Origin of the sequence: Corynebacterium sp. (genome assembly GCF_030532965.1) — a bacterium.
Classification (GTDB): Bacteria; Actinomycetota; Actinomycetes; order Mycobacteriales; family Mycobacteriaceae; genus Corynebacterium.
On record NZ_JAUNKC010000033.1, the window covers coordinates 17,810 to 36,971 of the forward strand.

The following is a 19,162-nucleotide window of genomic DNA, read 5'->3' on the forward strand; positions in this document are numbered from 1 at the left end:
CGACCATAAATCCGTATCTTGAGTTCATCCAGGAGCCCCACCATGACAGTGACCGTCACTGCACGCCCAATTGTTGATCCCGTTGATGTCGCGCCGCGCAACAGCTACGACCCAAGCGCTGAAACCACCAGCGCCACACCGGAATCAACGTGTTTCGTCAGCGTCCACATTCGGCCGCGAACCGACCAACTGTGCCCGCAACCACCAGCGGCAGTCCTCTGCAAACCGGTGGCCACCACCGATCACGGCGGTGTATATGAAGTCTGCAGTATTGCCACCCACTATCCGCTGGTACCAGGGGATCTACTGAAAGCATCTGTCGGTCCCGACGCCCATCTTTATCTTCGCGGCATCAAACACTTGAAGCCAGGCTGGTACATGCGCAGCCAATTGACCACCATCTCCTCGGAAACCAGCGAGGTAATCCAAACTTTGGACCGCACGGCGGACACCATTGACGTTGAGTCCGGTTATGTGTGCGGGCATTGGTCTGCCGACTACAGCTTTGAACAACTCGCTGAGATGCTCAATAAATTGCAGCCACATGCTGGGTTGGCGGTGGTGTTCCATGAATTGGCTCGGAAAGACTGGTTGAACAGCAACGTTGACTTCAGCGATCGGTTCCTAAACGGCGGCGTGTCGGCTGATGGGATGGACTGCGACTATCTCGCTGCGGCCGATCCTGCCTGGTACAAGCGCGGAATCGCAACGCCGGATTTCTTATCACATGTGCAAAAATTAGTGGAAGAAAACCCGGAATTGCTGCAACTTATCCAATCGGGGGCATACAATAAAGCACTAACGTGGATAAACACCTACGACTTAGCGGCACGTACTTAAGAAAACTCCCGCGCATAAGGCTAAGCTTTAAGGCGGAGGAGCACGGGGAAGGCTCCTCCGCCTTATAGCTTGGGTTAATGGCAGGGGACGGGAAGCATTAACAACCCATGAGAATGTAGAAACCTAGCCGGGATTCTGCCGTCCCAGTGTCAACCATATCGACGAAAAATTTTCCATCACCGGTGTTCTTATTCGCCAGCATGAGGTGGGTGTGCCACAACACTTCACCAGCAGCAACATGCTGGCCGCCATGTGTATCGAAGGTGGCCACCACATCGACTGGGTACCACCCTTTCTCGCAATCTTCTTCCCGGAAATCGGCACCAGAAAGGCATTTTTCCGGTGCTAAGACATCATCGTTGCCGCGTACCCTCGTGCTGTAATAGATATCGTATTCAGATGCTTCACCGAGTGGGCGGGTGAGGACGTCCGGATCAAAACCTGATGGGGCGCCTCGTTCTTGGTTATATGCGGCCACTGCGGAAAGAAATTCTTCGTAACTGGCAAATTGTGGTTTGGAAAAATCCCACGTTAAAAAACCGGATAACACCGTGCCGCCAGTGGAGAAAATGTCGCAGAGAAAGCAGTCCTGGCTGAGCAGGCCTTTTATGTTTTCATGCAATGCAACAGTGTCACGATCCGCCATGTGATCTCCTTTCGTTGGGGAATGAGATCCACAATCTGCTATGTCAATGGCGATTAATCAGGTTTCGAGCATAGCGAATAAGGATGCCCATCACCGTCAGATTGTGCCTTGAGCTGCCCTCGCCGAAGCGCTGCACGAGAGCCATAAATTATCGAATTTATCGGTCGATGTAGAATTTATCGGATTTATCGGTCGAGGTATAGGTACAGTGATAACTATGACTGTAGCTAAAAATCCATTTCGCCCCGCCTTTGGAATCGTGCCGCAAGTATGGGCTGGTCGCCAGGCCATACTGGATTCGTATATGGCAGCGTTAGATTCCTTCCCCGGTGACCAGGGCCGCACCTTAGTTATCAGCGGCTTACGTGGTATCGGGAAAACCGCCTTGGTGACAGAACTTGAAGAAATAGCGTCCCAAGCCGGTTGGATTCCGATACGCGTACACACCACTGACCGGAACCCAGTGGAAACCCTGGTGAACTCCACCATTGCGAACAAAATCCACCAGATTGACCCACCAGCTAGCCGTAGAATTACCGGAGCCACTATTGCCGGATTGGGCGGAATCACCACTGAGCAAACCCAGACGCAACACCCGCAACCGACACTCAACAGTAGATTACGGGCACTGAGCGACCTGTTAGCGCCGCACGGCACCGGCATTGTCATTTCGATTGACGAAGTGCAACACATAGACCCCGAAGAAATGGCGATAATTGCGACCGCATATCAAGACCTAATTCGCGATGGTGTCGATATCAGTCTCGTTGTGGCTGGGCTAAGCCATGGCGTAGACAGCCTGTTACACCACCCCGGCACTACGTTTATTCGACGTGGTGTGCGTGTGGAATTACAGCCGTTATCGCACCAAGAATCGGTCGATACGCTAATCACCACTGCCGAAAAATCCGGGATTGCGTTTAGTCAACCAGCAGCAGAAGCCGCAGCCGCCTTTGCCAAAGGGCACCCCTATCTGGTGCAATTAACCGGCTCCTTGGCCTGGGGTCAGGCAAAACGCGCCGGGAAAGATCACATTGATGCATTAGACGTTGATGCGATTAGCCACATCGCGATCAATTCATTGGGCACCCAGGTGCACCAACCAGAATTGAAGTACCTCACACGTTCCGAAACCCAGTTTGTCGAAGCAATGGCTGCCGTGATGGATGACAGCAGTCAAGCGGAACTATCGGCCATCGCGCAGCGGCTCGGCAAACAAGTGACTTCGCTTTCCGACGTGCGCGCCAGATTGTTGATAAAAGAGGTCATTGCGGCGACTGCCTGGGGGAAATTATCGTTTCGACTGCCCTACTTCAAGGAGTACCTGGAATCGTCGCAAAGCAATTATCCTTTTAAAAATTTCTCCTAAAACGCCACGAACACGTGGCTGCGCGGTGGTAGCCTAAGCGCATGGATAAAGCTCCGGAAATCTGCAAGAAATACGGCTCTGCCTTTGACTGCCCGAAGCCTGGAACACGCATTGCGATTGCTCTGAAAACTCTTGGGCAAATACCAACCTATGGTCTGCGGGAATTTCCGATGACTGACGATCCTAACGAGATAACGTGGTTTTTATTCTGCGGTGCAAACACCGGGGAAGATGATTTCTTCGACGTGATGTGTGTTGAGCATATTGCTGAAACCCTGCCGGAGGTCATGCCGTATCTGGGGCTGGAATACGGCTTTAGGTTCGTCATTGACCACGAAGGGTACGAAGATGTCTATTTCGAAGCCCCGCAAATAAGCTAAGATATGCGTTTTGTATCTGAATTAAAACTATCGTTATTGCAGGCGTTTCTTGGGGAGATATGCACTAAAATCCGCGCCATAATTTTTAGCGATGATCCGAATGTTTTGCGGCTGAAAGTAATAGTGGAGTCGCCGCTTGCTTGGGAGGAAAAAGAGGCGATCAGCGTCGCGATGACCGAAGTCTTGTGTGATTTTCCGCAGTTTGAAACGGAGAATTTAGAAATTATCTGCGACACGAAACGACTTTCGCTGCAATTACCGCCAGGTGAACACTTCTTTTATTTGCGGTGGGAAGGTTATTTCGATGAGTGAAAATTTTCCAACTTCACCGACTGACTTTGCCCAGTTTTTTGGGGCAATAGTGCGAATAACAAAAAACGGAAATTATTGCGGTGATAGTGGAAAAATTTGCGGAATAAGTAGCGAAAACGAGAAAGTTTATGGCTACGCCGTGAAACTCGATGGCGTTGAACGCCTCGTCATGTTTGAGCCAGGTGACCTGGAAATACTAAAAGGATAGTCGCCATGCTGGAAGTGTATGGTGACACTCAAGTAAGTATCGTCGGAACGGTATCTGAGCTGCACGAACTGGGGCGAATCTTCCACAGCGCGACGGAAGAAGTAGTGGTACCTGTTGCTGCTGTCGCAAATTCGCCGCGGCGTATCACCGCACTTCGGCTCGTTCCGCTTGTCGACGACACCGACCGGCTAACCGTGGAAATTGAGAATGCAATAACCCTGGTTATCGGCGGCAATAAGCACGCATTTCACGTAATGGGGGACAATCTCGTGGAATACTTCGAGCCGCATGACGAATCCGGAACCCACTTCCATCTGGATTGCTTTGCCGGTGACCTGAACGAAACCGATTATGGTTTGGTTTTCGTGGTGCGGTAGCGGTGTGAGGAAATTAAGTGTCGTGGCAATATCGAAAAATGGAATTGAAAACCCCACTCCAAAAGCATTTTCGCAGGTGAAGTGGGGTTTTTGGCGTGTGCCCCCAGCAGGATTCGAACCCGCGACCTACCGGGTAGAAGCCGGCAGCTCTAATCCACTGAGCTATGGAGGCAAGCATTAAAAGGTTAGCGCACTTGGCTTACGGTAGCAATATATGCGCTTACCAGTGATAAGTAGAACTTTGTTTTTGTGGTATCAGCATAAAGGCGATGTCTCTTTAGGTGCGATGTGGACGGTTGAGTGCACCGGTTGTGGTGATCGCGTGAATGTACTTAACGCGTGCGTGCGGTGTGCTGAAGGCGCGGAATGTCATTTAAAACGGTGAGGGTATTAGTGTTGACTGCATGGTTGATGTGAAAACGCCCCAATCCGCTTCGGTTCGATCATCGTGGCCGCTGTATATCGCGGCGATGGTTGTGGCTGGGCTCGTGGGTGCAGTGATCGCGTGGGGTTTCTTGGGGGAGTCACTGGCGGCGCTGGGTATTCCCGATCCCGGGCCGATAACGACCGCAGGGTTACCGTTTTTCCGGGCGGTGGCGTGGCTGTGTGCCGCCTTGTCGGTGGGGTCGTTTCTCAGCGCGGCGTTTTTCATCACGCCGCAACCAGGCGACCTACGGAAGGCGTCGTTAAGCGTCGACGGTGTGATTGCGAGCCGTACTGGGGCTATCGCGGCGCTGTGTTTTGCCATGATTTCAGTGCTCATGGTGCCGCTGGTGCTTTCCGACGTCTCCGGCCAGCCGTTTTCCGAAGCGGTCAAGCCCAGCAATTGGTCGATCGCGCTGTCCCAAGTGGCGGAATCGCAGGCGTGGTTGGGTTCCGCGGCGATTGCACTGGTGGTCGGCATCGGCGCATTGATTCTGGCGAAAACCTGGATGTGGCAGCCGGTGTGGCTTCTTGGTGCCATCGCTATCGTCGCGCCGCTGGGCTTGGAGGGGCACTCGGCCTCCGGCGGCGATCACGACTACGGAACGAACTCGCTGCTGTGGCATTTACTGTTCATGATGCTGTGGGTGGGCGGCCTGTTTGGGCTGGTTGCGCACGGCCGTCGGCTTGGGCCGGGAATGGCGGTTGCGGTTCGCCGCTTTTCGACGATCGCCCTCGTCGCGGTCATCGCCATGACCCTATCTGGGGTGATTAACGCCGCGATCCGGGTGCGCTTCACCGATTTGCTGACCTCCGGTTACGGCACAGTGATCGTCGCTAAAGTTGTATTAACCCTGTTGCTTGCGTTGTTTGGTTTGTGGCACCGAAATAGCACCATGCCGAGGTTAGCCACCGGCGACCAGCGGGCGTTTATCCGGGTAAGCATCGCGGAATTAGTCATCATGGCTGCGACCGTGGGTGTGGCGATCTCCTTGGGCCGCACCCCACCGCCACCACCGCGGGTTTTCGACCTTTCCCCAATGGCATTGGAAATGGGCTACGACCTCACAGTCAAACCGACCGTGTGGTCAGTGTGGACGGTGTGGCGCTTCGATATTATGTTCACCACGCTGGCGATTGTTTTGCTCGGCAGCTATTGCTATGGGCTGTATCAATTGCGCAAGCGCGCCGTTGCCTGGCCGTGGCACCGTACCTTCTGGTGGGTTTTAGGCACCGTCACGTTAGGTCTGGCCATGAGCTCCGGAATCGGCCTGTACATGCCAGCCATGTTCTCGATGCACATGGTGGCGCACATGACATTATCGATGGTGATTCCGGTATTCCTCGTGCTTGGTGCCCCACTTCGGCTGATCTTGACTGTCACCGGGCCGAATCCGCAGCAGCCAGGGCTGCATGAATGGGTGCAGGCGTTCTTGGGCTCCACCACCCTCCGGGTGATCATGCACCCGGCGGTGAACACCATCCAGTTCATCACCATCTTCTATCTGCTGTATATCACCCCGTGGTACGACCTGATGGTTTCCGAACATGCAGGGCACCTGATTATGAACTGGGTATTTTTGTTGTCCGGCTACATCTACTACTGGGATATGATTGGCTCAGATCCAAAACCCCGGGACAATACGGTTGTCAGCCGACTGGCGTGGTTGGTGTTCTCCATGCCGTTCCACTTGTATTTCGGCGTCTACCTGATGCAGCTTTCGGAAATCTTGGCCGAAGATTTCTACCAGTCCTTGCTCCTGCCGTGGGGCGTTGACCTTATGCACGACCAGAACGTCGGTGGAGGCATTGCCTGGGCTTCCGGTTCGTTCCCGCTGACCGTGGTATTCGGCACGTTGTTCCTGCAATGGCTCAAAGACGACCGCAAGGAAGCGAAAGAATACGACGAACGGGCCGAAGAAACCGGGGAAGACGACCTAGACGCCTACAACGAAATGCTGGCGGCGATGAACCGAGGCGAATCAGGTTATATCTCCACCTACCACGATCAGGCGTTTAAGCAAGATTAATCAAGCACACGGTTGCTGACAAAGGTGGTGTGGTAATGCTGCACCACGACAGTCTTAGTAAAGCGCTTTGGTGATGGAAAAGCTGTGGGTGGTACGTCGATAAGCGATAATTTATGCAAACTATGCAAAAATTCTGGGTTTTGAGTCGAATCAATGTGGATAACTATAAAGTGCCAGGACGAATTCCACAGATTTAGCAGCCATAGTTAAAAAGTATTGTGGCGGTTTCCGTGCCTGATACATAGTGATTATGGGAAAGAAAACTGCCGTGACCTGCTAATTGGGTTGAAATCGGTTGTGTTTTTCTTGTGCTTGTACCCATCACTGTGTTTTTAGGAGGCCACTCATGCAACAAGCAATCACCCTTATCGGGCACCTGACCCAGGACCCCAGCCTTAAAGTCTTCGCCAGCGGAACCATCCTCACCCGATTCCGGCTGGCCGCGTCGCGCCGGGTTCGCCGCATGCCCACGTCACAAGATGATGCCGCGACCATTCCGCCGAACGAGGACGCCAACTACATCGACCGCGACCAGCTGTATATCGATGTGGAATGCTGGGGCAATCTGGCGGAAAACGTGAATGCGTCCGTCAAAAAGGGCAAGCCTGTGATCTGCGTGGGCTATCTCACCACCCAAGAATGGCAAGACGCAGGCACCGGAAACACCATGTCCAAAACTATCCTGCGAGCTACATATGTCGGTTTTGAAATGCGTAATTACGTTCTGCAATTCCGCCGCAACCCCATGCCGCAGGTGGAAACTGGGGGAGCGGACTTTAGTAAATACCCGCCACTACCCGAACCCCCACAACCCGAAGCACCAACGGATCAGGCGTGTAAGGATGTGAGCCACCTGCCGGAAATGCCCGTTGCCGCGGATTTCGGTGCCGACGATATGGCGCCGATGGGTAATGCGAAGACCGAGAGCCGCGAACCAACAGGTGCCGCGCCGGGCATGCGTTCGGCGGGAGTAACCGCTGAGACTGCGTCCACGCACTTGGTTGCCTAACGGCGGTGCTTTGCGGTTTCCGGGTACGGCTGTGACGTTGCATCTACTCTGCTTTGCCAGTGGTGCTGTTAAGGCCAAGATGATGTACCCTTAACAACCAAACTGTCCTAACTATTTAAGGGGAAATTCAACGTGGGTGAATTCATCTACACGATGAAAAACGTGCGCAAAGCCATCGGCGACAAGGTCATTCTTGACAACGTAACCATGGCCTTTTACCCAGGCGCCAAAATTGGTGTGGTTGGCCCGAACGGTGCTGGTAAATCGTCGATCTTGAAGATCATGGCCGGACTCGATCAACCTTCCAACGGTGAGGCGTTCCTCGACCCAGGTGCAACTGTGGGAATTTTGCTCCAGGAGCCACCATTAAACGAGGAAAAAACCGTTCGGGAAAACGTCGAAGAGGGCTTGGGCGACATCTTTGAAAAGAAGAAGCGCTTCGATGCCATCGCCGAGGAAATGGCCACCAACTACACCGATGAGCTCATGGAAGAAATGGGCAAGCTGCAGGAAGAACTCGATGCAGCCGATGCGTGGGAGGTCGACTCCAAGATCGAGCAGGCTATGGAAGCGTTGCGCTGCCCGCCGTCCGACGAGCCCGTCACCCACCTCTCCGGTGGTGAACGCCGCCGGGTTGCGTTGGCAAAGTTGTTGCTCTCTCAGCCTGATCTCCTGCTTCTTGACGAGCCCACCAACCACCTGGACGCCGAGTCCGTCCTGTGGTTGGAGCAGCACCTAGCCAAGTACCCAGGTGCCGTTTTGGCTGTTACCCACGACCGGTACTTCTTGGACCATGTGGCCGGCTGGATCTGCGAAGTGGATCGCGGCAAGCTGTACCCATACGAGGGAAACTACTCCACCTACCTGGAGAAGAAAGCGGAGCGTCTGGAAGTAGCTGGCCAGAAAGACAAGAAGCTGCAGAAGCGCCTGAAGGACGAGCTGGAGTGGGTGCGCTCCGGCACTAAGGCGCGCCAGGCGAAGTCCAAGGCGCGTCTTGCCCGCTATGAGGAAATGGTTGCCGAAGCCGAGCAGTATAAGAAGCTCGACTTTGAAGAAATCCAAATCCCAACCCCACCACGCCTCGGCGCACAGGTTGTGGAGGTTTCCAACCTAGAAAAGGGCTTCGACGGCCGGGTTCTGATTAAGGATCTGTCCTTCACCCTGCCGCGTAACGGCATTGTCGGCGTCATCGGTCCGAACGGTGTGGGTAAGTCCACGCTGTTTAAGACCATTGTTGGTCTTGAGCAACCAGATGCCGGTGAGGTTAAGATCGGCCAGACGGTTCAGCTGTCGTATGTGGACCAGGGTCGTGAGAACATCGATCCGGAAAAGACCGTGTGGGAAGTTGTTTCTGATGGCCTCGACTACATCGTGGTCGGCCAGAACGAAATGCCGTCGCGTGCGTACTTGTCCGCATTCGGCTTCAAGGGTGCGGATCAGCAAAAGCCATCCAAGGTGCTTTCCGGTGGTGAACGCAACCGCCTGAACCTGGCACTGACCCTGAAGCAGGGCGGCAACCTGATCCTGCTCGACGAGCCCACCAACGACCTTGACGTGGAAACCCTGTCGTCGCTGGAAAATGCACTGCAGAAATTCCCGGGCTGTGCCGTGGTCATTTCCCACGACCGGTGGTTCCTCGACCGTACCTGTACCCACATTCTTGCGTGGGAAGGCAATATTGAGGAAGGCAAGTGGTTCTGGTTCGAAGGCAACTTCGAGGACTATGAAAAGAACAAGGTGGAACGTCTCGGTGTTGAAGCCGCACGCCCATCTCGTGTCACGCACCGCAAGCTGACCCGCTAACCGCCATAAGCGTTAGAACGTGGTGGTTTTCCTTCATGGGGAACCGCCACGTTTTCTGCTTTCATCAGGAGTTTTGCTCGGTTTCGGAATAAACCCATCGACTTTTGTAACAAACTATTGTGTCGGGCGGTATGGTATGTGGCAACATTGATCGTGCTGGCTGGTGTAGGTGACCTACACCAGCGATTTACAGATTCAGCTGAAGGTTACGGAAAAGAGAACGAACACCCATTATGAGCGAAGCAACCAACGTCAACGGCAATATTCATACCGAGCAGATTCCGGTACGTTGGGGTGATTTCGATCGTTTTAATCACATCACCAACGCTGCATACGTCGAATTGGCGCAAGAAGCCCGCATGGCTTTTGCCCAGCGCGAATTCAATAAGCGCGGGTTGGAAATCCCGGCTGTGTTCGTCCGTAAAATCGAGGCCGATTACCTGCGCCCGATCTTGTCCAATACCACCGAGGTGACCATCGAAACTCAGGTCATCGAAATCGGCAATACGTCCTTTACCACCAGGCAGGAGATTAAGGACGCCGACGGCAATCTGTGTTGCGTGGTGGAAGTGGTTCAGGTCGCGGTGGATGTGATTACCACCCGTCCCCGCCAGATCACCGATTTTGAGATGAAAGTACTGACCACCGCCTAGAAACGGCTTTCACAAACCCATGCCAGACGAACTCATCACACTCACCCCGCCCGACCAGGGGATTAGCGCCCTGCTGCTTCGGGCGGCGGCTATAGACGAATCGGCGCTGGCCCGGTTAAAGCAGCGAGAAACTGACGTTGAGGTTTTTGTCAGCACGCCTTTTGGGGTGCTGGCCTCCCGTCGGGCGCCCGGAACCATCAGCCGGGATGGCGCGGTGGTCAAGGCAGCAACATTCGCCGCGGAACAGTTCAGCGCACCGGCTGTGGATGCGATGTGGGACGCGGGGGAGTTGCCGCCGCTCTCAGGGTTCCAATTGGTGGACGTTGTTCCAACCGATGTGGCGTTTCGGCTCAACCAGAGTGGAAAAGATTTAGCTCGTCAGTTTTCCTCCGCCGTGGGTCCGCCCCAGAGTCTGCTCAACCAGACAGTGCTGACCGTGTCGAACGAGGACGTAACGGCGGAAATTCCCATGCGAATGGTGTTCGCGTTAAATGCCTTGGGCTTCATTCCATCCGATGCCGCACCGGCTGCAATTCCCCGGCAATTGCGGGTGTCCAAGGCGGGTCGCTGGCTGCGCGTCGATGCGCCGTTTGGGTCGGTGTATCTATGTGAGCGGATTAATTTGTTGGTTATTCGTTAATCCGGTTTATTGATGAGCATATAGGCGACGCGCTGCATGTGTTCCCGCATGGCAGCCCGATGGGTGGGGCTTAGCGTTTGCTCATCGACGCTGTCGATGGCGTTATCCATCATTTCGAGCCACCGCTCGGCTTCCTTTTCGCCGATCGCAAACGGCGCGTGCCGCATACGCAGGCGTGGATGCCCCCGGTTTTCGCTGAATGTTTGCGGGCCGCCCCAATACTGCATGAGGAACCACCGCAGCCGATCTTCGGCACCTTCCCAATCGTCCACGGGGTACATTGGGCCGATCAAGTCGTCGTCTCGGACCTGCTGATAAAACCGGTGCACGACTAGTCGGAAAGTTTCTTCGCCGCCGACTGAATCAAAGACGGATTGTTGGGTGTGATCGGCGTTGGGGGAGGGATCAGGTAAACGCATGGTGTTTACTTTACGTCGTTTTTAAGGCCTCGGTGTCTTGGTGTTATCAATGCTATTTTATTCATGCTTTTCGACGCTCGCAGGTGACCATTTGCCCAGGTAGCGTCGTTGGTTGCGGTGGGAATTGTTCCGGTTCATTCGGCGGGAGTTAACCATCAGGCGGCTGTGTGCTCTACTATCGCCAAAGAGATATAGGCCACATTTTGATTGTTTTAAGGGGACTGCCACCATGTCAACTACGCCGCAGGGTTTTTCCACCGCGAGCATTCACGCCGGATACGAGCCGGATTCGTTATATGGTGCCATCAATACCCCGATCTATGCCTCAACAACTTTCGCCCAAGACGGGCTGAACGAATTACGCGGCGGCTTCGAATACACCCGATGCGGTAATCCCACGATCACCGCTTTGGAAAAAACAGTGGCGGCGTTGGAAGGTGCCACCTTCGGTCGGGCGTTTTCCTCCGGCATGGCGGCCACCGACGTGTTGCTGCGGTGTATCCTCAAGCCCGGCGACCACTTGATTTTCGGCCATGACGCCTACGGTGGCACTTACCGGTTGATTCAGTCCGTGTACGTCGAGTGGGGAGTGGACTTTAGCGTCGTCGACACGACTGACCCCAGCCAGGTGGCGGACGCGCTACGCCCCACCACGAAACTCGTGTGGCTCGAAACTCCCTCAAACCCGGGGCTTGCGATCACGGATATCGCCGCCGTCGCCGACGCCATCGCCGGTTCCCAGGCGCAGCTGGTTGTTGATAACACCTTTGCCTCGCCCTATTTGCAAAACCCCTTGGCCCTTGGTGCCGATCACGTGCTGCATTCCACCACCAAATACTTAGGCGGACACTCCGATGTCGTCGGTGGCGTCGTGGTGACTAATTCCGCCGAGATGGACGAAGCGCTGCAGTTTCTACAAGGCGGCGCCGGCGCAATCCCGTCGGTTTTCGACGCCTACTTAACCGCACGCGGCATCAAAACCCTGGCGGTTCGGATGGATCGGCACTGCGATAACGCGGAGGCGGTAGCGCAGCACCTTAAAGCCAGCGACAAAGTGGCAAGCGTGCTGTATCCAGGATTGGCAGAGCATCCGAACCACGACGTCGCCAAGCGGCAAATGCGCCGCTTCGGGGCGATGATTTCCGTGCGCTTCCACTCGGAAGACGCGGCCCGCAAGTTCTGCCTGTCCACGAAGCTGATGTGCCTAGCAGAATCGCTCGGCGGTGTGGAGTCGCTCCTCGAACACCCGGCGACTATGACGCACCAGTCGGTCACCGGCTCCTTGTTGGAAGTACCACGTGATCTGGTGCGCATCTCGATCGGTATCGAAGACATCGCGGATCTGTTAACCGATATTGACCAAGCTTTAGCCCAGCTTTAAGATACGACTGCCCCCAGTTATTAACTCCAATAAGGTCTGTCGTGACTCCCACCCCTAAACGCGCCGCGGCGCTAACGAGGCGAATCAAGCTTATCGTGATGTTCACCATCACCTACAACATTGCGGAAGCCATCATCTCCATTTGGGCTGGCAAGTTCGCGTCATCTGGGGCGTTGATCGGGTTCGGAATTGACTCCCTAATTGAGGTGGCTTCGGCGCTGGCGGTCGCCTGGCAATTCAGCCGCACCGACCCGAAAAAATACGAGCCGCTGACGTTACAATTCATCGCGTTTTCGTTTTTTGGTTTAGCGGCCTACGTTATCGCCGACTCCGCCTTCACGCTGATCTGGCACCAGCCACCCGAAGTAAGCCTCTTCGGCATAGTCATCGCAGCCGTCAGCGTGGTAATCATGCCACTAGTGAGCGACGCGGAACGGCGCGCCGGGGTGGAACTTGGTTCCGCGACGGCGGTGGCGGATTCGAAGCAAACGTTAGTCTGCGCCTGGTTATCGGTGGCGTTATTGGTGGGGCTGGCCTTGCACGCCATCGCGGGCTGGTGGTGGGCCGACCCGGTTGCGGCCTTGGTGATCGCCGGTTTTGCTATCCGGGAAGGCAAAGAAGCGTGGGAAGGGGACGCCTGTGCGCTCAGCACCGGCCGGGTGCTGGACCCACACACAGAGCTGAACGACGACGCGCGCCCCTGCGGGTGCGGCTAGGACGAGGCGGCCGGGGCGGCGTCGACAAGCTGATTGGCGCGGGACCGCTCAACCTTGGCTTTGCCTTCGGTGATAAGTCGCGCTACGGCCGCTGGCAGTGATTGGGCGACGAACTCGTCTGCTCGGCTGATCCCCGCCGCCGACACATCCCAGGTGGGGTAGAGCGATTCGATCAGGGTTGATGCGGTCTCGGTGGGTAACGATTCCCAGATCGGTAGCACACGCTCAAAGTATTGTTCATTGAACTGCTGCAAATTCGCTCCGGCCCCCGCGAACGTCAATCCGGCGAGTTTATACCGAATGGCGATATTGCTTAACTCCGCTGCTTGTTCGGTGAGTTCGCTAAACACTGTTGCTTTGTTTTCGGCGGTATTAACCGCAGCCCGGGTGCGCAGCGCGCAGGCCCGCCCGGTGGCGCTGGGATCGATCGCGCTGAGCGTCGTTATATGCTTTTCGACGTCCCCAGCTTCGCCAGCTGCAGCCAATGCCGTTAGGGCATCCCACCGCAATTGGTTATCGATAGTTAAGCCCGCAAGTGGGCTGTCACCAGCAAGGATCGCCGACAACAGATCCACAGACTCAGCGGTGACCTCCATCGTGCTCAGCGCCTGGATGAATGCCAATTGGTGATCGGAACCCGGGGCGGCGGCGGTGGCGGCAGTAACAAAAGCGCCTACCAGAAGCGCGGTGCCTGTCTGTCGTGCCCACTCGGGATCGGCAAAGTCCGACAGCGCCGTCTGCGCCTGTCGAAGAATCGTATTAAGCACACTTATTTCCGATTCGGTTCCGGCACCCCGGACAACCAAGGCAATGAAATCGCGGGCACGTAACTGGCCAGCCCGGGTGGCTTGCCAGGCAGCTGACCAGCACAACGTGCGAGCCATGGGGTCGGCGATCTTTTCGATATTGTGCAGCACGAATTCCAAGGACTTTTCGTCCAAGCGCATCAGGCAGTACGTGAGATCGTCATCGTTGACGAGCACCAGGTCGGCTTCCGGGAGGCCAATGAACTCCGGTATGGGGGTAGCCGCCGCGGTTATGTCTACTTCATGGCGGTGGGTGCGGACCACCTGGTCGTCGACAAGCGAATATAGCCCCACAGCGATGCGGTGAGTACGCAGTTCCCCAGCACCCGGGGTGGCCGGCCCCTGCCGGATGTCGAAGGAAGAATACACGCCGTCGGTCACCCCGCTGGTTGCGGAAAGCTCATTGATGCCGGTGGTTTTGAGCCACTGATTAGCCCAATGGGAAAGATCGCGGCCCGAGGCCACCGCCAGCGCCGCTAAGAGGTCATCGAAGGTGGCGTTGCCGAAGGCATGGTCGGCGAAATGCTGGCGCACTCCGGCGAAAAACGCGTCCCGGCCTACATAAGCTTGGAGCTGTTTGAGCACCGAAGCGCCTTTAGCGTAAGTAATACCGTCGAAGTTCTGCTCCACGGTTTCGATGTCGGAGGCGTCCGTGGAAATCGGATGGGTGGACGGCAATTGATCTTGCCGGTAGGCCCAGGCCTTTTCCACATTGGCAAAAGTCACCCACGCGTTGGTGTATTCGGTGGCTTCTGCCTGGGAGATCGCCGCACCCCAGGTCGCAAACGATTCATTGAGCCAGAGGTCATCCCACCAGCGCATCGTGACCAAATCACCGAACCACATGTGCGCCATTTCGTGCAGCAATGTATCGCAGCGACGCTCGTACACATAGCGAGTGTTCTTGGACGTAAAAACGTATTCGTCGCGGAAAGTGACCGCGCCCGCGTTTTCCATCGCTCCGGCGTTAAATTCGGGGACGAATAATTGGTCGTATTTTCCAAACGGATAAGCGATCCCGAAATTGGCGTGATAGAAATCAAAACCTTGTTTCGTTTCGGTAAATAAGGTCTCGGAATCCAAATGGTTGGCAAGCGATTGGCGGCAATAAATCCCCAAAGGGATTTCCAGGTCGGTAGGGGAATCCGCTGGTGTTTGCGGTGTATGGCTCAGTTTCCCGCGCCAGATATCGGTGACAGAGGCGTAATTGCCGGCGCAGATCGCCACGAGATACGTGGACAGTGGATAATCAATCCGGGAGGAAAAGACTGCATTATCGCCTTTAATTGTTTTCTGCTGCGCGGAATTGGTAATTACCTGCCAATTTTTGGGCGCCGTTATAAACAGCGAATAAGTGGCTTTTAAATCTGGTTGGTCGAAGCACGCAAATGCTCGTTTAGCGTCCGCCGTTTCAAATTGGGTATATAAATAAACCTCGTTATCCACTGGGTCGACAAATCGGTGGAGGCCCTGGCCGCTGTGGGAAAACTCGCAGGTCGCCTTGATGGTGAGCTCGTGGTGCCCGGCTGTGAGGCTGTTCAGGGCAATGCCGTGGGTTGGGTCATATTCCGCCGAGTCGGTTGTGGTTGGTACTGCCGAGGCGGTGATATCGGTGCCATCGAGTACCACGGATTCGACGGTCTTCGCAATGAGATCAATGAAAGTGCTGCCGGGTTCGCGCAGGTCAAAGGTGACTGTCGTGATAGATGGGAAGGCGGTGTCACTGGCGGTGACGTCAATTGAGACGTGGTAGTCGATTGCGTCGATAAGCGCGGCACGTTGTTGGGCTTCTGCCTGGGTCAGATTCACGGAGGACACGGCGGGGGTAGTACCTTTCTGCTGAAAATTGTTGGATCGTCAACAATTTGGTTAAAGTGATGCACGACACTATTGAGTGTGATCTACATAACTGTTGAAGCGGGGTCGAGGATTCTGGGACTTCGTTCCTTCAACAGAGTACAACGCAACCGCACCGCGCCCTCTTCCATTTCGGCTAACGCCGCCGCAATGGAAAACAACGAAAGGTATAAAAGCCATGGCTGACGTAACTTTTTGGTTCGACGTTTCCTGCCCCTATTGCTGGTTAACCTCCCGATGGATAAAAGAAGTTCAGAAGCACCGGGACATCACGGTTCAGTGGGTCCCCATGAGCCTTTCGGTGCTTAATGAAGGACGGGACTTGGACCCCGGCTACATGGCGAAAATGACCGCTAACTGGGGGCCTGCCCGGGTATTCGCCAAGGTCGCGACCGAATACCCAGACAAGGTAGATGCGCTCTACACCGAACTAGGGACGATCATTCATCATGGCGGTGAAGGCGGGAAACAAGGGTTCGGCGCTTACGACGAGTTGATTGTGCAAGCTGTGACCCAGGTTGGTTTAGACCCAGCTATCGCTGATGTTGCTAATTCCACCGAATATGATGACCGGCTGCGCGACTTCCATAGCCAAGCTATGGCGGAGGTAGGGGATGAAGTCGGCACCCCGGTGATTAAATTTCACGACGTCGCATTCTTCGGTCCGGTTATCACGCGGGTGCCACGCGGCAGCCAAGCGACAGAGCTTTTCGACGCCTGCGTTCAGCTGGCTTCCTATCCGCATTTCTTTGAACTCAAACGCAGCCGCACCGAGCGCCCTCAGCTGTAACCGACGTCCCATCACCCCTACTCAAGCGACGTCCGCTACACTTTGAAAGCATGCGAGTTTATCTTGGAGCAGATCATGCGGGCTTCGAACTAAAAAATGCGATTGCCCGCCATCTTGAGAACACCGGCCACGAAGTTATCGACTGCGGCGCCCATGTCTACGACGCGGAGGACGATTACCCAGCGTTCTGTATCGAGACGGCATTCCGGGTAGTCAACGATCCAGGTTCCCTCGGTATCGTGCTCGGCGGATCCGGAAATGGCGAGCAGATCGCCGCCAACAAAGTCAAGGGTGCCCGCTGTGCTCTTGCCTGGTCGGTGGAAACCGCACAACTGGCGCGGGAACACAACAACGCGCAGCTGATCGGCATCGGTGGCCGTTTGCATTCCGAAGAAGAAGCACTCGCCATCGTGGACGCGTTTTTGGAGCAGCCGTGGAGCGAAGCCGAGCGGCATCAACGTCGCATCGACATTCTCGCTGAATTTGAGAAGACCGGCATCCCGCCAGAGGTGCCGCAACAATAGAAAATCCGGGTGCAGTGATAGTGCACCCGGATTTTTTAATGGGCTAATTAGAAGTCGAAGCCGCCTCCACCGCCGCCGTCGAAGAAGCCACCCCCATCGCCGCCCCCGAAGAAACCGCCACCATCATTGCCGCCGAGGAAACCGCCATCGAAGAAGCCGTCGAAAAGTCCGCCTGATTCACCAGCGCCATCGGCCACATCGGCACCCGAATCGACCGCGTCGGCGGTCGAGTCATCGGCAAACAAATCAGTAGCTGGGGCGTCGCCCCCATAGGAGGTGGCGGCTGCGACACCGGCCATTCCGCCGAACAGCGTGGAGAATAACACGGCACTACCGGCCGCCCACACGCCGGTTCGCAGTGCGGATGCCCACCATGGTTCCGAATACCACCCGGCGGGTACTGGGCGCCCCGCTACCGTTCCGCCCGGATAGTAATTGGGGGTTTGTGCGGAGGCCACTGGCGAAGCAATGATCTCGTGCCCCTCATGGGTGATGGTGCGATGTTCGGACACCTTACCTGCGGCCTTTTGGCCTTCAAGAGGTGGCAATTTCGGGCCTGCCGGTAATCCCATGATTTCGCGGGCTGCATCCATGAAATACAGGCCCTCTAAGGCAGATTCCCGGGCAAGTTGCGCCTGGCGGACTGTCTGCGCCGTAGAAATCTGGGAAGAGGCGGCGTTATAACGCTCCGAAGCGTCTGCGATAGCTTGGGTCGAAGCGGCGTCTGAACCGGAAATGCTCAATACTTGCGAACCTAATCGTTCGATCCACCGCTGCGCATCGGCGATCGCATCATCGAGCTGCACATTGTGCGATGTAATCGCTTTCTTGTTCCCTGAACGGTTGAGCACAAGGACAACACCGCCGATAACCAGCGCGATCAGTAACAAGCCCCACATGTAGATGGCCTCCTTTAGTAATTCATGACGCTTTTTAAGACAACGAGCACGAAAAAGCGAAAGTTCCCAGTGCATTGAATCGCAACTGGGAACTGTGATGGACGGATGGACAGGCACTGCGAGCCTTATTCGCGTGACAAAACCCGGCGATGGCAGTCGCCCCCGGGTTTTACATGCATGAGGGCCATGCAGTGAAAGGTTGTGAGGATATGCGCCTGACTTAAAGCACGAATTAAACGTTTAGACCGCGGTGTAATTCGACTGGGGAAAGGCGCAGTTAGTTACGGATAATGCGTGGAAAATGGGATATAGCAGAACTCTCACGTTAATGTGGAGCTTTTATAAAACTGTTTCCAATGGCAGTTGGATTCAGTTGACTTTGCTATTCCGGCTCCAGGCTTATCTCGAAATCCTAGTCGGCCTCTTTGGCTGCTTTGCGCTCTGCGGTCCACTTGCGGATCTCGTCGGAGTCCCACAGGGTTAGACCGTGGTGCTTTGCAACTGGGACTGGTGCACGGCCACGCCCTGCGTAGCTGGTGAAGGTACCACGTGCGGTGCCAGAGAAAGTTGCACATTCAATAGCTGTCCAAAGTTCGCGACCAGTGTCGGCATCAATAATCGTTGGCTTCATGTTTTGAATATTAACCCATAAAGCAAAAAAGTTCCTAATAAATATTGCAGCATAAACTTAAAGCCCAGGTAATCGCAGTTTATTTCATTGTAAAAGTATCAACAACGTTGGTGTCTGAAATAACTTTTGAAATCGTATGGAAGTGCGTGAATATTGATCGTTTTATAACAAAAAAATAAATAAAAGTTTTCGAAATGTAACCTTCAAATAGGGGTAATCGGCGGGGGCGTGCGTGAGATTTGCTCAATCGTGGTCCGATTCGCTACAGTATGGGCACCGCACAAAATGCGTGTGGGAACGTCGTATAGTGGCTAATACCTCAGCCTTCCAAGCTGAAGACGCGGGTTCGATTCCCGTCGTTCCCTCAAGTGGAGTTCAATTCCCGAAATTGTAATGAGGTTTTCTCACCAGGATTTGTTGTGGCCTAGGTGTAGGACGACTAAAGCGGT

At 55.0% G+C, this 19,162-nt stretch carries 20 protein-coding genes and 2 tRNA genes; 16 read left to right on the forward strand and 6 right to left on the reverse strand.

From position 1 onward, the window contains the following. Nucleotides 1–42: 42 nt before the first annotated feature. Nucleotides 43–840 carry a hypothetical protein gene (locus Q4D85_RS12485; protein WP_303200865.1) on the forward strand — a complete coding sequence of 266 codons (798 nt, stop codon included), beginning with the start codon at nucleotides 43–45 and terminating at the stop codon, nucleotides 838–840. A gap of 97 nt (nucleotides 841–937) precedes the next feature. Here the strand turns inward: Q4D85_RS12485 and Q4D85_RS12490 are convergent, their stop codons facing one another. Then, nucleotides 938–1,486: a hypothetical protein gene (locus tag Q4D85_RS12490; protein ID WP_303200866.1), complete on the reverse strand. Its 549-nt coding sequence runs from the start codon at nucleotides 1,484–1,486 to the stop codon at nucleotides 938–940. Between the two features lie 217 nt (nucleotides 1,487–1,703). Between Q4D85_RS12490 and Q4D85_RS12495 the strand changes: the two genes are divergently transcribed. The 5 genes from Q4D85_RS12495 to Q4D85_RS12515 are packed head-to-tail and all read left to right on the forward strand — an operon-like array spanning nucleotide 1,704 to nucleotide 4,132. Beyond that, complete coding sequence (locus Q4D85_RS12495; protein ID WP_303200868.1) at nucleotides 1,704–2,855, forward strand: ATP-binding protein; 1,152 nt, start codon at nucleotides 1,704–1,706, stop codon at nucleotides 2,853–2,855. Between the two features lie 41 nt (nucleotides 2,856–2,896). Beyond that, nucleotides 2,897–3,235 (forward strand): hypothetical protein, encoded by a 339-nt coding sequence (locus Q4D85_RS12500; protein ID WP_303200870.1) that lies wholly within the window; start codon nucleotides 2,897–2,899, stop codon nucleotides 3,233–3,235. A gap of 3 nt (nucleotides 3,236–3,238) precedes the next feature. Beyond that, the gene (locus Q4D85_RS12505) at nucleotides 3,239–3,547 is read left to right on the forward strand and encodes a hypothetical protein (protein WP_303200871.1); all 309 of its coding nucleotides are present in this window, start codon (nucleotides 3,239–3,241) and stop codon (nucleotides 3,545–3,547) included. Next, nucleotides 3,540–3,755: a hypothetical protein gene (locus tag Q4D85_RS12510; protein WP_303200873.1), complete on the forward strand. Its 216-nt coding sequence runs from the start codon at nucleotides 3,540–3,542 to the stop codon at nucleotides 3,753–3,755. The genes Q4D85_RS12505 and Q4D85_RS12510 overlap by 8 nt, the downstream gene beginning before the upstream one ends. Nucleotides 3,756–3,760: 5 nt before the next feature. Continuing rightward, nucleotides 3,761–4,132, forward strand: coding sequence for a hypothetical protein (locus tag Q4D85_RS12515; protein WP_303200874.1), 372 nt, complete (start codon nucleotides 3,761–3,763; stop codon nucleotides 4,130–4,132). A gap of 98 nt (nucleotides 4,133–4,230) precedes the next feature. Here the strand turns inward: Q4D85_RS12515 and Q4D85_RS12520 are convergent. After that, nucleotides 4,231–4,304, reverse strand: a tRNA-Arg gene (locus tag Q4D85_RS12520). Nucleotides 4,305–4,536: 232 nt separating this feature from the next. Here Q4D85_RS12520 and Q4D85_RS12525 point away from each other — a divergent pair. The 5 genes from Q4D85_RS12525 (at nucleotide 4,537) to Q4D85_RS12545 (ending at nucleotide 10,690) form a co-directional block, all read left to right on the forward strand. Then, the gene (locus Q4D85_RS12525) at nucleotides 4,537–6,585 is read left to right on the forward strand and encodes a cytochrome c oxidase assembly protein (protein WP_303200876.1); all 2,049 of its coding nucleotides are present in this window, start codon (nucleotides 4,537–4,539) and stop codon (nucleotides 6,583–6,585) included. A gap of 346 nt (nucleotides 6,586–6,931) precedes the next feature. Beyond that, the gene (locus Q4D85_RS12530; protein ID WP_303200877.1) at nucleotides 6,932–7,594 is read left to right on the forward strand and encodes a single-stranded DNA-binding protein; all 663 of its coding nucleotides are present in this window, start codon (nucleotides 6,932–6,934) and stop codon (nucleotides 7,592–7,594) included. Nucleotides 7,595–7,726: 132 nt separating this feature from the next. Next, nucleotides 7,727–9,397, forward strand: coding sequence for an energy-dependent translational throttle protein EttA (ettA, locus tag Q4D85_RS12535; RefSeq protein ID WP_303200879.1), 1,671 nt, complete (start codon nucleotides 7,727–7,729; stop codon nucleotides 9,395–9,397). 233 nt (nucleotides 9,398–9,630) lie between these two features. Beyond that, on the forward strand, nucleotides 9,631–10,050 hold the full coding sequence (locus Q4D85_RS12540; RefSeq protein WP_303200881.1) for an acyl-CoA thioesterase: 420 nt from the start codon (nucleotides 9,631–9,633) through the stop codon (nucleotides 10,048–10,050). Nucleotides 10,051–10,069: 19 nt separating this feature from the next. Next, nucleotides 10,070–10,690, forward strand: a complete 621-nt coding sequence (locus Q4D85_RS12545) for a hypothetical protein (protein ID WP_303200882.1) — start codon at nucleotides 10,070–10,072, stop codon at nucleotides 10,688–10,690. Here the strand turns inward: Q4D85_RS12545 and Q4D85_RS12550 are convergent. Next, nucleotides 10,687–11,109: a globin gene (locus Q4D85_RS12550; protein WP_303200883.1), complete on the reverse strand. Its 423-nt coding sequence runs from the start codon at nucleotides 11,107–11,109 to the stop codon at nucleotides 10,687–10,689. The genes Q4D85_RS12545 and Q4D85_RS12550 overlap by 4 nt on opposite strands. Before the next feature lie 229 nt (nucleotides 11,110–11,338). On the opposite strand from Q4D85_RS12550, the gene Q4D85_RS12555 reads away from it, so the two are divergent. Together Q4D85_RS12555 and Q4D85_RS12560 are read left to right on the forward strand one after the other, a co-directional pair. Further along, on the forward strand, nucleotides 11,339–12,490 hold the full coding sequence (locus tag Q4D85_RS12555; protein WP_303200885.1) for a cystathionine gamma-synthase: 1,152 nt from the start codon (nucleotides 11,339–11,341) through the stop codon (nucleotides 12,488–12,490). Between the two features lie 41 nt (nucleotides 12,491–12,531). Further along, nucleotides 12,532–13,206: a cation diffusion facilitator family transporter gene (locus Q4D85_RS12560; protein WP_303200886.1), complete on the forward strand. Its 675-nt coding sequence runs from the start codon at nucleotides 12,532–12,534 to the stop codon at nucleotides 13,204–13,206. On the opposite strand, the gene pepN is transcribed toward Q4D85_RS12560, so the two are convergent. After that, on the reverse strand, nucleotides 13,203–15,830 hold the full coding sequence (gene pepN / locus Q4D85_RS12565; RefSeq protein WP_303200888.1) for an aminopeptidase N: 2,628 nt from the start codon (nucleotides 15,828–15,830) through the stop codon (nucleotides 13,203–13,205). The two genes, Q4D85_RS12560 and pepN, sit on opposite strands and share 4 nt — an antisense overlap. Nucleotides 15,831–16,047: 217 nt before the next feature. On the opposite strand from pepN, the gene Q4D85_RS12570 reads away from it, so the two are divergent. Both Q4D85_RS12570 and Q4D85_RS12575 read left to right on the forward strand, forming a co-directional pair. After that, on the forward strand, nucleotides 16,048–16,659 hold the full coding sequence (locus tag Q4D85_RS12570; RefSeq protein ID WP_303200890.1) for a DsbA family protein: 612 nt from the start codon (nucleotides 16,048–16,050) through the stop codon (nucleotides 16,657–16,659). 50 nt (nucleotides 16,660–16,709) lie between these two features. Next, complete coding sequence (locus Q4D85_RS12575) at nucleotides 16,710–17,183, forward strand: ribose-5-phosphate isomerase (protein WP_303200891.1); 474 nt, start codon at nucleotides 16,710–16,712, stop codon at nucleotides 17,181–17,183. A 47-nt stretch (nucleotides 17,184–17,230) separates the two neighbouring features. Here Q4D85_RS12575 and Q4D85_RS12580 read toward each other — a convergent pair whose 3' ends face one another. Both Q4D85_RS12580 and Q4D85_RS12585 read right to left on the reverse strand, forming a co-directional pair. Then, nucleotides 17,231–18,082, reverse strand: a complete 852-nt coding sequence (locus Q4D85_RS12580; RefSeq protein ID WP_303200892.1) for a DUF1542 domain-containing protein — start codon at nucleotides 18,080–18,082, stop codon at nucleotides 17,231–17,233. 412 nt (nucleotides 18,083–18,494) lie between these two features. After that, nucleotides 18,495–18,713, reverse strand: a complete 219-nt coding sequence (locus Q4D85_RS12585) for a hypothetical protein (protein ID WP_303200893.1) — start codon at nucleotides 18,711–18,713, stop codon at nucleotides 18,495–18,497. A gap of 293 nt (nucleotides 18,714–19,006) precedes the next feature. On the opposite strand from Q4D85_RS12585, the gene Q4D85_RS12590 reads away from it, so the two are divergent. Continuing rightward, nucleotides 19,007–19,078, forward strand: a tRNA-Gly gene (locus tag Q4D85_RS12590). Nucleotides 19,079–19,162: the final 84 nt, after the last annotated feature.

Excerpts from the sequence above, each read along its gene's own strand:
- Q4D85_RS12485 (WP_303200865.1), top strand. The coding sequence starts at position 43 with ATGACAGTGACCGTCACTGCACGCCCAATTGTTGATCCCGTTGATGTC.
- Q4D85_RS12490 (WP_303200866.1), bottom strand. The coding sequence starts at position 1,486 with ATGGCGGATCGTGACACTGTTGCATTGCATGAAAACATAAAAGGCCTG.
- Q4D85_RS12495 (WP_303200868.1), top strand. The coding sequence starts at position 1,704 with ATGACTGTAGCTAAAAATCCATTTCGCCCCGCCTTTGGAATCGTGCCG.
- Q4D85_RS12500 (WP_303200870.1), top strand. The coding sequence starts at position 2,897 with ATGGATAAAGCTCCGGAAATCTGCAAGAAATACGGCTCTGCCTTTGAC.
- Q4D85_RS12505 (WP_303200871.1), top strand. The coding sequence starts at position 3,239 with ATGCGTTTTGTATCTGAATTAAAACTATCGTTATTGCAGGCGTTTCTT.
- Q4D85_RS12510 (WP_303200873.1), top strand. The coding sequence starts at position 3,540 with ATGAGTGAAAATTTTCCAACTTCACCGACTGACTTTGCCCAGTTTTTT.
- Q4D85_RS12515 (WP_303200874.1), top strand. The coding sequence starts at position 3,761 with ATGCTGGAAGTGTATGGTGACACTCAAGTAAGTATCGTCGGAACGGTA.
- Q4D85_RS12525 (WP_303200876.1), top strand. The coding sequence starts at position 4,537 with ATGGTTGATGTGAAAACGCCCCAATCCGCTTCGGTTCGATCATCGTGG.
- Q4D85_RS12530 (WP_303200877.1), top strand. The coding sequence starts at position 6,932 with ATGCAACAAGCAATCACCCTTATCGGGCACCTGACCCAGGACCCCAGC.
- Q4D85_RS12540 (WP_303200881.1), top strand. The coding sequence starts at position 9,631 with ATGAGCGAAGCAACCAACGTCAACGGCAATATTCATACCGAGCAGATT.
- Q4D85_RS12545 (WP_303200882.1), top strand. The coding sequence starts at position 10,070 with ATGCCAGACGAACTCATCACACTCACCCCGCCCGACCAGGGGATTAGC.
- Q4D85_RS12550 (WP_303200883.1), bottom strand. The coding sequence starts at position 11,109 with ATGCGTTTACCTGATCCCTCCCCCAACGCCGATCACACCCAACAATCC.
- Q4D85_RS12555 (WP_303200885.1), top strand. The coding sequence starts at position 11,339 with ATGTCAACTACGCCGCAGGGTTTTTCCACCGCGAGCATTCACGCCGGA.
- Q4D85_RS12570 (WP_303200890.1), top strand. The coding sequence starts at position 16,048 with ATGGCTGACGTAACTTTTTGGTTCGACGTTTCCTGCCCCTATTGCTGG.
- Q4D85_RS12575 (WP_303200891.1), top strand. The coding sequence starts at position 16,710 with ATGCGAGTTTATCTTGGAGCAGATCATGCGGGCTTCGAACTAAAAAAT.
- Q4D85_RS12580 (WP_303200892.1), bottom strand. The coding sequence starts at position 18,082 with ATGTGGGGCTTGTTACTGATCGCGCTGGTTATCGGCGGTGTTGTCCTT.
- Q4D85_RS12585 (WP_303200893.1), bottom strand. The coding sequence starts at position 18,713 with ATGAAGCCAACGATTATTGATGCCGACACTGGTCGCGAACTTTGGACA.